Below are 12,456 nucleotides of genomic sequence, written 5' to 3'. Positions count from 1 at the left end.
TTTTCAGGTAGAGTCGGACCGGCACTGCCATCTACATCTTCAAGTCGCTCGCCTCCTCGCTAACGATTTGTAGGATCCTGTTTCTCTGGATCTTTCCCGACGGGCCCTTTGGAAGATCAATCAGAATATGAACTTTGTCAGGAGACTTGAAACGGCCTAGCTGGGACTCACAGATCTTTGACAAAGCTTGCGGCGTCAATTCAGAACCTTCTCGAATTTTGACCGCTGCCTCGACGGTTTCACCATAGCTTTTGCAAGGGCGGGCAAAGGCCGCAGCTTCAACAACGTCGGGGTGTGAATAAAGTGCCTCGTCAATCTCACGAGGGGCTATATTCTCCCCTCCCTTAATGATCAGTTCTTTCAATCGACCGGTCACATAAACATACCCGTCCTGATCCATGCGGGCGAGATCTCCGGTCAGCAACCAGCCATCCGAAGTAAATGTGCCCGCAGTAGCATCCGGGTCATTGAGGTACTCCAGCATCACATTCGGACCGCGTATGACCAACTCACCTTCTGTTCCGGTAGGTACAGGCCGAAGTTCCGCGTCCAGAATTGAAACCTCATTTCCATATGCAATGCCGGGTGAACCAATCTTCCGAACGCCGGGGGGCAGCGGGTTTGACAGAATCTGAGCGGCAGTTTCCGTCAAGCCCATGGTTTCCACGATTGGGATTTCGAAACGATCCTCAAAGCCACGCTGCACGTCCGGCGCCAAGGCTGACGACGCAGAGCGCCCGAAACGCACGCGTTGCCGGGTTTGCGCATCCGGACTAGTCTCAGAGTGCAGCAGGTGCGAGATAATGGTCGGAACGACCGAGAACCACGTTGCCTCGGACTTTCCTAGATTGTCCCAGAATTTGCTGGAAGAAAATCGTTCGCACATGGCCAACGATCCGCCTGAGACCAGTGTTCCCATCACCGTCACGCAGAGCCCGTTAATATGATAGATCGGCAAGACGCAAAACCCGCGATCAGCCTCGGACAATTCATGGGCAATTTTGGTCGTCCAACCCCCTGCCAACAGGCTGGAATGTGTGTGGACCACCCCCTTGGGGCGACCGGTTGTTCCGGATGTATACATCAACAAAGCGTGGCTATGAGGCGAGAGGCTATGCAGGTTGCTGCCGGACTCAACGGCATCTGCCACCTTCAACTGTTTGATTTTCGCAGGATTGGCCGTTCGCCTGAACAGGTCCGTTTGATCGGAATGTACAAATCCACAGCATGCGCCGCTGTGTTCCAGCGCATAGGCAACGGCGCTGTCACCCGCGACAAGATTGATCATCGTGGCCCGAAACCCGCCATAGAGAACGCCAAAAAGGACCTCAAGCGCTTCCCGGCAATTGGGGTAAAGGATGGCGACGCTTTCTCCCTTCGCCACACCCCGTTCGGTCAACATGCTTGCGATACGGCGAGCTGAGTCACGCAATTCACCCCAAGTCAGGTCCCGCGCCCCGTCCGGGAAAACGAACCCAGTTCCCCCGCGGCTTGCCCGACGGTCAAGCCAGTTCCGGACGGTTCCCTTGGGTGGTTCGATCATTGCCCCGCCTCCGACCAGTAGCCGCCAAATATCACTTCCAATTCGGGTTCGCGAGGAGGCGTTTCACGGATGATCTTTGTCGTTTGTACGAAATGCCGCCAATGCAGATTGGTGTCGATGGAATTGCCTCCCCAACTGCCGCAGCCCATTGAGAGCGAAAATGGCATGCAGTTGGTAAAGCTGCCACCAGTGGCAAAGGTATGCGCCTGATTTACGATGACCCGGCAGGTGGGCAGGTCGCGACCCAACCCAACCGCGCGCGCGTCGTCGCTGGTATGGATTCCGACAGAATGCCCCGCGCCCTGGTGTTCCAGAATACGAGCCGCGATTACCTTGGCTTCTTCAAAATTTGCCGCTCGATAAAGCGCCAGAACCCGGCTGAGCTTTTCCCCCGACAAAGGATGATCCGGGCCAATTCCGTCAGTTTCCACAGCTAGGAACTTGGTCCCCTCGGGGACCTTATCCGCCATATCCAGTGCTTCAAGCATCTTGCCAGCGTCCTGCGCGATTACAGATCGGTTGAGATGCCCATCGGGCCACAGCCGTGCGATGATGTTTCCAGCCTCGGAAGATGGCACCAAGGCACCGCCTTCAACGGCGATCGCGGCGACAAAGGCGTCATAGACCGCATCTACAACAACCAGCGCATTTTCAGACGAGCAGGACGTCGCGTTGTCGAAGCATTTCGATGCCGTGATCTTGGAAGCAGCTGCGGCCAGATCTGCGGTTTCGTCCACAATCACCGTCACATTGCCCGCACCAACCGCCACTGCTGGCGTTCCACAGGATTGTGCGCGTTGGACGTTGTTCTGACTGCCGGTACAGATCACGCGATCTACGGCTTCCATCAACCTTTGTGTCTTGGCCTTGGATCCGGGCGCAGGGATCATCTGGACCAGATCGCGATCGAGGCCGAGCTTGTCAAACTCTGAATAGATAAAAGCGATCAGCATCTCGCAGGAAGCGACTCCTTTGGGGGATGGTGCCACCACGATGGAGTTGCCTCCTTTGAGCGCATTGATGATATTGTTCGCCGGCGTCGCAGCGGGGTTGGTCGATGGAACCACAGCACCGATTACACCGATTGGGCGTGCAATCTCGGTCATGCCGGTTGCTGGATTGTCGCTAATGATGCCGTGGGTTTTCACGTCAGCGATATCGCGCAACAAGCCCAGAGTCTTGCGGTGGTTCTTTGTAATCTTGTCCGGAACATTACCCAGACCGGTGGTCGCAACAGCGATTTCGGCCAGTGCCCGATTGCGTGTTGGCTCCATGATTGCCCATCCCGCCGCCAGCGCCGCCTTGTCGTACAGCGCCTGACTGCCGCTTTCTTCAAAGGTCGCTTGGGCCTTGCGCGCATGCGCTACTATGCGATCAACTTCGTCGATCTCGGGGGAAACCCCTTCCTGAGCGTTCATCTCGGTCCTCGATTGTTTGATCGGGGCGGACCCACTCCGCCCCGTAGGGAGTTGACTGGTTCAGAGCCCAGCCAACAATTCGTTCAGTGTTTGCTGACGTTTCTCCCACATCTTGATCACTTCATCGCGTGTCATGATGTGCATGGGCGATCCGCCGGCTTCCATCTTTTTCACCACACGATCGTTGGCGAACATCTCGGGAACCGTTTCCGCAAGTTTCTCGATCACCTCGGGCGGCGTTCCCTTGGGTACCATCACGCCCCGGAAATTAACCGACGAGTTGTCGACATCGAGCCCCTGTTCCATCATGGTCGGCACGTCGGGCAGGAACGCGTTTCGCTCAAGATCTGCGACACCCAGGATTTTGACGTTGCCCGCCTCTTTTGCGCGGAACGCATCCGACAGGTTGTTTATACCACCCATGACTTCGCCAGCAATTACCGCTTTCATGGCCGCTGCGCCGCCACCTTTGGTCGGGATATAGGCCATCGTTGTTCCTGCAGCCTTGTCGATTTGAAGAGCCGCAATGTGGTGACCAACAAAAAGCCCAGCCCCGGACACGGTAAGCTTGCCGGGGTTTTCCTTGGCATATGCGACAACACCTTCCATCGAGTTGAACGGGCTGTCCGCACCAACCACGAAGACAGCCGGGTCGGCGCCCCAGTTGGCGATGGGCTCAAAGCTGTCGACCGAATACTCGACCCCACCCTTGATCGATTGGGCGATGAAATGTGGAACATTGTAGGCAGCAAGCGTGTAGCCATCGGCGTCGGCCTGGGTTGCGAACCAGTTCCAACCCACACGCCCTCCGGCGCCGGGTTTGTTTATGATGGCGATTGGCATTCCCAGCGCGTCTTCATTCCCGGATGTCATCGTGACAATCCGCGCCTGAAAGTCGGTTGCGCCACCAGCGCCGTAACTGACCATCATCATGATTGGGCGCTCGGGATACTCCTCGGCAACCGCCGCGCCCGTCAGGCTCGTGAGGGCCAGTGCTGCCCCTGTAATCAACCGTTTCATTTGCGTTTCCTCCCTATTTTGGTTCATCCGCATCCCTTGCGGTCAGAACAGAAATTCCCTTGGTGTGTAGACTTGCAGAAGCATGGCAAAGAGCCCGTACATCACCGCCACAAAGATCGCTGTGATGACACCGCGCTTGACCCAGGTTTTGGCTTCGGAATGTGGGTCTGGATCGTAAATCGACAGCAGAATGAAAAACGCAATTGCCGTTGCTGTGTAGAACCCCAGCGATTTGGACGCCCAGAAGACATAGATAAGGGTGACGAACAAGCCCGGCAGCATGTTGATGAACATCATGCGGGTCACGCCGTTGCCTACCTTGGACAATCCCATCAGCGCTTTGCCGAAGGTCCACCCTGCCAAAACCACAAAGACCGAAGCGATAAGACGCGGAAATAGAAATGCCTCGACCGGTTGCTGAGTAAAGCTGACCCAGGTTACCCAAAGTCCTACAGCAAAAACCAAACCCGACCCGATTATGTGTTGTGTGCGGTTCATGCCTGTGCCTCCTCTTTGGTGGTATAGCGCCGGTGGCGAAGTTCCATCCAAACCGAGTAGGCAATTGAGGCCAGTACAACGGCGATCAGCAGAAGATTCAATCCGCCCGTCAGGAAGTAAGAGGCTTTGCCGACGGTCGCGTCCGCGATCATTCCGCCCTGAATGAAGTTGGCTTCGGCAATCGGACCAAGGATCAATCCCAGAACCAACGGAGCAGCCGAGAATCCAAATCGTTCCAGAAAAAACATCCCGATGCCAAGGCACGCCATGACATAGACATCCCCCATCGAACTCTGAACCGAGTAGGCGCCGAAGACCGAAAGGGCCAGAACAACGGCCGCCATGACCGATTGCGGCACCTGCGCGACACGCGCGGCCAGACCAGCAATGTATAGGCCGAAGACGCACATCAGGACCTGGCCGATCAGCATGGAGTTTATGAACGTCCACGCCACGTCCGGGTGGTTGTCGAACAGATCCGAGCCCGGGAAAATTCCGTGAATCAGCAGCCCGCCCAGCAAAACGGCTGCGGTTGGGCTACCCGGGATCGACAAGGTCAACAACGGTACCAGAGATGGGCCCACCATCGCATTGTTGGCGGACTCCGCGGCAATTACGCCCTCGGAATGACCCGTGCCGAACTTGTCCTTCTCGGCTGAAAACTTCTTACTCTGATCATAGGCAACCAGCCCGGCAATCTGCCCGCCAACGCCCGGGATCAGGCCAATGATGGAACCTGTCAGTGTGCCGATGCTAAGTGCTCGGGTACGGCTGAACAGTTCTCGCAATGCGGCCATGATCGAATGGCGCTGTACTTCGATGACTTCAGCACCCGTGTCGTGGCGTCCCTTTGCAAACATCGTCAGCACCTGAGGGATCGCGAACAGACCGATCAGCGCCGCGATAATGTTGATGCCGCCGCCCAGTGCAGGGTGAAAGATAAAGCGTTGTGCGCCCATAATGTCGTCGAAACCGACTGTCGCCAGCCACAATCCGATACAGCCCGATAGCAAACCTTTGACCACGGATGCAGAATCTAGCGTGCCGATCACAGTCACCCCCAAAATGGCCAGCCAGAACAGGTGTGAGGGGCCAAACGCCAGCGCCCATTTGGCCAAAAGCGGTGTCAGAAAGATCAATAGGAGCACACCGAAGATGCCGCCAACCGCCGAGGCCAGAAACGACAGTTGCAGCGCCCGCGCCCCTTGTCCCTGCTTGGCCATGGTGTGGCCGTCCAGAGTGGTGGCAATATTGGCTGGAGCGCCTGGGATTTTCAGTAGAATTGCACTCACCGCGCCACCAGCAACGGTCGAGGTATAGGCGGCTCCCAGCAAGATCAGCCCATGTGCGGCCTCAAGCTGGAAGGTGAACGGAATCAAAAGGGCAACCGCCATCGTTGGTGACAAGCCTGGTGTCGCGCCCAGGATCAGCCCTCCGATCGTGCCGCCCAAAAGCAGCAAGAAGGACATCGGTGTGAACACATCCCCGAAGTAGTAAATGAATTCCATCCAGTGCCTCCCAACCCGTTTGTCTGCACTTTTGGTTTGTTGACAAATCAGGTTAGGGGATGAAAATAGTATTGCAAATGTTTTCATAAAATCGACCGGACAGGACGAAATTATGTCTAATTTTCAGCATGGTAAAGTCGATATCGTGGCAGTCGCAAAGGCCGCGAAGGTTTCACCGTCTACGGTTTCTCGTACCTTCAATCACCCTGATCTGGTCAGCCCTGCGACTCGTAAAAAAATCAACAGGGCAGTGCAGCGGCTCGGGTATATCCGCAATCGTGCCGCTCAAACAATGCATGGCAAACGGTCAGGAACGATTGGCCTGGTCGTACCAACTATCAACCATGCCATCTTCGCCGAGGTCATTCAGGCTTTTTCCGACTCTATCGACAAGGCAGGATTCAGCCTTCTACTGGCGTCGCACGGGTATGATCTAGATCGGGAATACGCGATGGTCCGCAAGTTTCTTGAACATCGCGTGGACGGCGTGGCATTGGTTGGCTTGGAGCATTCCGATGCCACCAATCGGTTGATCACGCAGCAGAAAATACCTGCACTTGCGATTTGGAACTACTCAAAGGATTCGGATCTTCCTTGTGTCGGGGCCGACAACCAGTTGGCCGGCCGTCTCGCAACAGAGCATCTGCTGGCCCTAGGGCATCGTGACATTGGGCTGATCTTTCCAAAGACCAGTGGTAATGACCGCGCGCAACATCGACTTTCCGCCGTGCACGAAGCGCTACAAAATATGGGTGTCTCCGTTCCGGGCGAGCACGAATCTGAAGCTCCTTACAGCGTTTCGCAGGCCAAGCAGGCTGCGCTGAACCTTTTGGCGGAAACATCTCGACTTACGGCTTTGTTATGTGGAAATGACGTCATAGCGCAGGGCGCTTTGTTTGCGGCCCAGAAACTGGGGTTGAACGTTCCCGGCGATCTTTCAATAATGGGCATCGGAGATTTCAAGGGATCGGCTGATGTTGAGCCGGGGCTCACCACCATTCGAATCCCCGCCGAAGCCATCGGTAAACTCGCAGGGGACAAGTTCACCGATTACATTACGTCAGATGAGTCGGAACATTTTAAAATTTGCTGCGAGCTGGAGCATGTTGTTAGAGGAACAACAGGTCCAGTGTCAGTATAATAGTCGGCATTGCCAACTTGTTTGCACATTCTGAACGGATGTGTCGCAAACTATGAGGCCCGGTTGACGAACATGCGCGATTTGACGTTTTTCCCATCGAATAGTTCGTTAACAGGTTTCAACATGATCTCATTAAAAGGCTGCCATCTCCTCAAGGATGCAGTTTTGTACGCTGGGTACATCTATCAGTTCTGAAGGTGTAGACGCCTCCATTCAATTTGTTTGCAAACCCACAATGGCACATCGAGGCTAGCGGGGGCGTCTACACCTTCAGAGCCCATTTATTGGCTATGAGCCCTGACACTAGTCCGACCCTGCGATAACGACTTCGATTTCATTTTTGTCGAGCATGGCCAGGATGTTGGCAGGAGGAACGCGGTCCGTATACAAAACATCAATTCCGGCCATGTTATGGAGAGATATCGGAGCCCGCTTGTTGAATTTTCCGCTGTCGGCTACGACGATGCGCACCTGCGCATTTTCAGCCGCAGCACGCGCGATATTGGCCTCTTCAAGATCATGAAGCATGAAGCCCAAATCGCCGTTCACGGCTCCAACCGAGAACACTGCCAGCTGTACGTTGAAACGCTTCACAAGATCCAATGCCTCTGCACCGAAAGCGCCCCCATCATGGGCGCGCAGTTCTCCACCCGCCAGAAACACCCGGTTGTTGTTGTGCTTTGACAACGTGTAAGCGACGAAAACCGAATTTGTAACTACAAACAGGTCTTTGTGTTTCCGTAGCGCAAGCGCGACGTAGGCGGTCGTCGAACCGATATCCAGAAATAGGGAATCCCCGTCGCTAATTGTATTTGCGACTGCCCGGGCTATTGCTTCTTTCGCATGTGCTTGCGTTCCCAAGCGGTTTTCAAAGGGTGGCTCTATGGCGTCTTCGCTAAGATGTACGCCGCCATGCACCTTCCGCACGATCTTGCGCTCTTCCAGCGCCTTGACGTTGCGCCGGATCGTTTCATTGGAAACATTCAGTTTTTGAGCCAGGAGGCTGACCCTGCACGACCCGCCCGCATTTTGCAGCTCGCGAAGGATTTCTTCTTCGCGCTGATTTGTGGTTTTTCGTGGCTTTAACATGCGACCTCCTGAATGGGGGATACGGCAGTCATCCCAATAAAACAATATTACTCCCAATACTGTGACGCTCGGGGCTTTTTGTGTGAATTATAGCGAATATTCGTGGCGAAGTGTGGTTTTTATTGACGTAGTTGTCAGGTTGGCGCAGCATGGAAGTGTAATAAACGAAAAACACTCAAAAAGCCACATTCAGGGAGCACAACATGATCAGGAAATTCAATGCACTACACGCAATGGCATTAGTCGCTGGCGTAACTGCTTCGGCTTCTTGGGCCGCCGAATCGACGGACCCTATCAAACTGACGTTGCATGATTGGTCAGGGCAGCTGATCAACACCAAGATAATGGGATCAATCCTGCAAGAGGCCGGATACAACGTTGAATATGTACAGGCAGACTATATCGCTCAGTTTGCGGGCCTGAAGACAGGTGATCTACATCTGGCAATGGAAATCTGGGAAACCACCGGGCGTGAAGCGCTGGACGAAGCCACCGCCTCTGGCAATGTGGTGAACGTTGGTGAAACCGGTCTGATGGCGATCGAAGAATGGTGGTACCCGACTTACATGAAAGACCGCTGCCCCGGCCTGCCAAACTGGGAAGCTCTGAAAGACTGCGCAGGGGAATTTGCCACGGCTGAAACCTCGCCAAATGGGCGCTATGTCGGCGGACCCGTGACCTGGGGCGGTTTCGACGAAGAACGCGTCGAAGCGTTAGAGCTAGAGTTTGAAGTTGTCCACGCAGGCACGGATGCTGCGCTTTTTGCAGAGCTGGAATCTGCATATCAGCGCGAAGACCCGATCATGTTGTGGGTCTATGTTCCGCACTGGGCCCCGGCCAAATATGACGGCGAATTCGTGGAGTTTCCGCCATTTTCGGCCGAATGCTACAGCGACCCGTCCGTCGGTGTGAACCCGGCCTTGGCCTATGATTGCGGAAAACCGCGCGGTCCGATCTGGAAGGCTGCTTGGTCTGGCCTGCAAGAAAAGTGGCCGGGCGCGTATGACATCATCGAAGCCTATAACATCAATAACGACGAGATGAGCGCCATGGTCGGCAAAGCCGATCTGGACGGTGTGGATATTGATGCAGTTGTCGCGGATTGGATGGAGACGAACAAGGACCGTTGGTCTGGCTGGATCTCTAAATAATCTGCTTGGCCGAAGCGGTTACCCCGCTCTCCTCTACCGCTTCGGTCTTTTTCCGTCTTAGTCCCGGACACCACAGATGACTCCCACAACAAAACTGTCCTGCCGAAACGTTTGGAAGCTTTACGGTCCAAACGCCGAGACCCTTCTGGCGCAAAATCCGAACCCATCGGCAGATGACATTCGAAATGCGGGTGTGATCGGAGCGGTACGCAACGCCAATATTGAAATCGTTGAAGGTGAAATCTTCATCATCATGGGCCTGTCCGGTTCAGGCAAATCAACCCTGGTTCGTTGTTTGTCCAGGTTGATCGAACCCACAAGTGGTGAGGTTCTGTTCGACGACGCCGACCTGCTGCGCGCCAGCGAGAAAGAAATGATTGAAATCCGCCGACACAAGATGGGCATGGTGTTTCAGCATTTTGCCCTGCTGCCGCACCTGACCGTATTGCAGAATGTGATGTTCCCCCTGACTATTCAGGCTACGCCCAAACACGAAGCCGACGCAAAGGCGAGAGACGTGGTGGAACTGGTCGGCCTGAAGGGGCGCGAGGACTACTATCCACGAGAGCTTTCGGGTGGTCAGCAACAGCGTGTGGGCATTGCTCGATCGTTGGTGACAGAGCCCGATCTTTGGTTTCTGGACGAGCCTTTTTCGGCCCTCGATCCGCTGATCCGGCGCGAAATGCAGGATGAATTTCTGCGACTCCAGGAACGGTTGCATAAGACTATTGTCTTTATCACGCACGACTTTGAAGAAGCCGTTCGCTTGGCCGACCGCATCGCCATTATGAAAGATGGTGAAGTCATCCAGATCGCCACCCCGGAAGAACTGGTGATGAATCCAGCGACAGAATATGTGGCTGAATTCACGCGCCATATTCCGCGCTCCAAGGTTTTGACGGTTGGTGGTGTAATGACCGTCGGCGCTGCAGGTGAAGGTGAGCCCATTGTGCAATCGACCCGCGTCTCGACCGTGGCGGAACGGATCATCGCCGCAGATGCACCAATTCCCGTGACAGACAGCAATGGTCTGGTTATTGGCGCCATTGATCGCAAGGCTGTGGCCCATGTGCTATTCGGTGAAGGGGACGCGGTATGAGCCGCCTGTCCCGCAGTCAGCTAGTCATTCTGCTGCTTGTCGGACTCACGATCCTGCTGGGGTATTTCGGCAGCAACCTGGGAAAAGCGCTCGATGCGCGCTGGATCACCAAATTCCCGTCAGCTTGGGTCGTCCCGTTCAAAACTTATATCTCATCTGCAATGTCCTGGCTGATCGAGGATGCTGCAATCGGCCCAGTTTCGTTCACCGACGTTACCCGCGCTGCTGCTTGGTTGATAGAACAGCCCTATGACCTTGTCTTGTCCCTGCTGGCCGAGGGTTTTGTCACCGGGCAAGGCAACGATGCGCAAGTCATCCTACCTGCAATCAGCTGGATTGTGGTTATCACCGCCGTAATAGCTTTGGGACAGTATTGCCGGGACTGGGGGTTGGCGGCGTTGGTCGGCGGCTGCTTTACCTATCTGGCTGTTTTTGGCCAGTGGGACAGCGCGATGGTAACGCTTGCCTCGGTCCTGATTGCGGTGCCGATTGGCGCGGGCGGCGGGCTGTTGTTGGGGATATTGGCCTATCGCCACCCGACTTTCGATCGCATCATCTCGCCCATTCTGGACCTGATGCAGACAATCCCGATCTTTGCCTATCTGGTACCAATTCTGTTCATGTTCGGCTTTGGACCGATTTCGGCGCTTGTTGCAACTATCATCTATGCGACACCACCCATGGTGCGGATCACCACGCTTGCCTTGAGAGCCGTCGACCCCGAGATTTTAGACTTCGGGCGCATGGCAGGTACGACGCAAAAGCAGTTGATGTGGCGTGTTTTGGTTCCTTCCGCCAGCCACAGTCTGATGGTAGGCGTCAATCAGGTGATCATGCTGACGCTGAACATGGTCATCATTGCCTCGATGATCGGGGCCGGAGGATTAGGGTTTGACGTCCTTGCCGCGCTGCGCCGACTGGACATCGGCGCTGGGTTCGAGGCCGGTATTGCCATTGTGGTTCTGGCCATTGCGGTTGATCGCCTAAGTCAGGCTTTCGCCGAGCGTATGGGGCAGGTACATCACGAGCTCCCCGGCTCGTGGGTCACCCGCCATCGCCGGACGATTCTGGTATTGATCCTACTGATTTTGACTTGGGTTCTGGGGCAGTTTTCGCCCCTGTTGCTGGAATATCCTGAAAGCCAGACGATCACCACTGGCGGGTTCTGGGATGACACGGTCAAATACCTGAACATCAATTATTTTGACACGTTCGAGGCGATCAAGATCTTCTTCCTGACGTGGTTCATGATCCCGATCAAAACGGTTTTGCTGGGAATCCCATGGCCTTGGGCCATTGCCATGCTGACCTTGCTGGGTTGGCACGCAGGGGGCTGGCGGCTGGCGCTGCTGTGCGGAGGACTGGCATCGCTGATCCTCGTGTCAGGACTGTGGGCCAAGGCAATGGTGACAGTTTATCTCTGCGGAGCCTCTGTGTTTCTTGCTACCCTGATCGGTGTTCCACTGGGCGTTGTGGCTGCACTGAACAAACGCGCCGGGACGGTGATCAACCTGTTGATTGATACGTTGCAGACTTTGCCCAGCTTTGTTTATCTGATCCCGGTTGTGATGCTGTTTCGCGTCGGCGATTTCACTGCGCTGATTGCCATAGTCCTTTACGCGCTGGCCCCGGCCGTACGTTATGCGGCCCATGGCGTGCGCTCGGTCAGTGAGGAATTGATCGAGGCCGGATTGGTCTCCGGGTGCACACGCACGCAACTCCTGCGCCATATTCGCTTGCCCATGGCCCTACCCGAAATCCTTTTGGGTATTAACCAGACCATCATGCTGGCGCTGTCCATGCTGGTTATCACCGCCCTCGTTGGCACTCGCGACCTAGGGCAGGAAGTCTACATTGCCCTGACAAAGGCTGACACTGGTCGAGGTCTGGTGGCAGGGCTGTCTATCGCATTCATTGCCATCATCGCTGATAGGCTGATCAACGCAAGCGCTCGTCAGGCACGCATCCGCTTTGGAATGGAGAGTTAAT

General features: G+C 55.2%; 10 protein-coding genes. 4 read left to right on the top strand and 6 right to left on the bottom strand.

Annotation, left to right across the window (positions count from 1 at the left end; genetic code table 11):
* Positions 1–31: 31 nt before the first annotated feature.
* The 5 genes from ACR0LL_RS15350 to ACR0LL_RS15330 are packed head-to-tail and all read right to left on the bottom strand — an operon-like array spanning position 32 to position 5,987.
* Positions 32–1,543: a class I adenylate-forming enzyme family protein gene (locus tag ACR0LL_RS15350; protein WP_480588147.1), complete on the bottom strand. Its 1,512-nt coding sequence runs from the start codon at positions 1,541–1,543 to the stop codon at positions 32–34.
* Positions 1,540–2,961, bottom strand: a complete 1,422-nt coding sequence (gene sauS, locus ACR0LL_RS15345; protein ID WP_480588145.1) for an acylating sulfoacetaldehyde dehydrogenase — start codon at positions 2,959–2,961, stop codon at positions 1,540–1,542. The genes ACR0LL_RS15350 and sauS overlap by 4 nt, the downstream gene beginning before the upstream one ends.
* 60 nt (positions 2,962–3,021) lie before the next feature.
* Positions 3,022–3,981, bottom strand: coding sequence for a Bug family tripartite tricarboxylate transporter substrate binding protein (locus ACR0LL_RS15340; RefSeq protein WP_480488016.1), 960 nt, complete (start codon positions 3,979–3,981; stop codon positions 3,022–3,024).
* A 42-nt stretch (positions 3,982–4,023) separates the two neighbouring features.
* Positions 4,024–4,479 (bottom strand): tripartite tricarboxylate transporter TctB family protein, encoded by a 456-nt coding sequence (locus tag ACR0LL_RS15335; RefSeq protein ID WP_480483463.1) that lies wholly within the window; start codon positions 4,477–4,479, stop codon positions 4,024–4,026.
* On the bottom strand, positions 4,476–5,987 hold the full coding sequence (locus ACR0LL_RS15330; protein WP_480588143.1) for a tripartite tricarboxylate transporter permease: 1,512 nt from the start codon (positions 5,985–5,987) through the stop codon (positions 4,476–4,478). Before ACR0LL_RS15330 ends, ACR0LL_RS15335 begins: the two co-directional genes overlap by 4 nt.
* A gap of 112 nt (positions 5,988–6,099) precedes the next feature.
* Here ACR0LL_RS15330 and ACR0LL_RS15325 point away from each other — a divergent pair, with 112 nt between their 5' ends.
* The gene (locus ACR0LL_RS15325; RefSeq protein ID WP_480588141.1) at positions 6,100–7,128 is read left to right on the top strand and encodes a LacI family DNA-binding transcriptional regulator; all 1,029 of its coding nucleotides are present in this window, start codon (positions 6,100–6,102) and stop codon (positions 7,126–7,128) included.
* Positions 7,129–7,431: 303 nt separating this feature from the next.
* On the opposite strand, the gene ACR0LL_RS15320 is transcribed toward ACR0LL_RS15325, so the two are convergent.
* Positions 7,432–8,217: a DeoR/GlpR family DNA-binding transcription regulator gene (locus ACR0LL_RS15320; protein WP_480588139.1), complete on the bottom strand. Its 786-nt coding sequence runs from the start codon at positions 8,215–8,217 to the stop codon at positions 7,432–7,434.
* A 203-nt stretch (positions 8,218–8,420) separates the two neighbouring features.
* Here ACR0LL_RS15320 and ACR0LL_RS15315 point away from each other — a divergent pair, with 203 nt between their 5' ends.
* The 3 genes from ACR0LL_RS15315 to ACR0LL_RS15305 all read left to right on the top strand — a co-directional run bounded on the left by ACR0LL_RS15315 (position 8,421) and on the right by ACR0LL_RS15305 (position 12,455).
* Entirely contained in the window at positions 8,421–9,368 is a 948-nt protein-coding gene (locus ACR0LL_RS15315; protein ID WP_480588137.1) for an ABC transporter substrate-binding protein, read from the top strand.
* A gap of 76 nt (positions 9,369–9,444) precedes the next feature.
* Positions 9,445–10,467 carry a quaternary amine ABC transporter ATP-binding protein gene (locus ACR0LL_RS15310; protein WP_480546022.1) on the top strand — a complete coding sequence of 341 codons (1,023 nt, stop codon included), beginning with the start codon at positions 9,445–9,447 and terminating at the stop codon, positions 10,465–10,467.
* On the top strand, positions 10,464–12,455 hold the full coding sequence (locus ACR0LL_RS15305) for an ABC transporter permease (protein WP_480588136.1): 1,992 nt from the start codon (positions 10,464–10,466) through the stop codon (positions 12,453–12,455). The genes ACR0LL_RS15310 and ACR0LL_RS15305 overlap by 4 nt, the downstream gene beginning before the upstream one ends.
* Position 12,456 lies beyond the last annotated feature (1 nt).

It is taken from the genome of Ruegeria sp. AI2 (assembly GCF_056541275.1).
The sequence above is the reverse complement of the archived record's forward strand: the minus strand, read 5'-3'. Positions and strand labels throughout refer to the sequence as shown.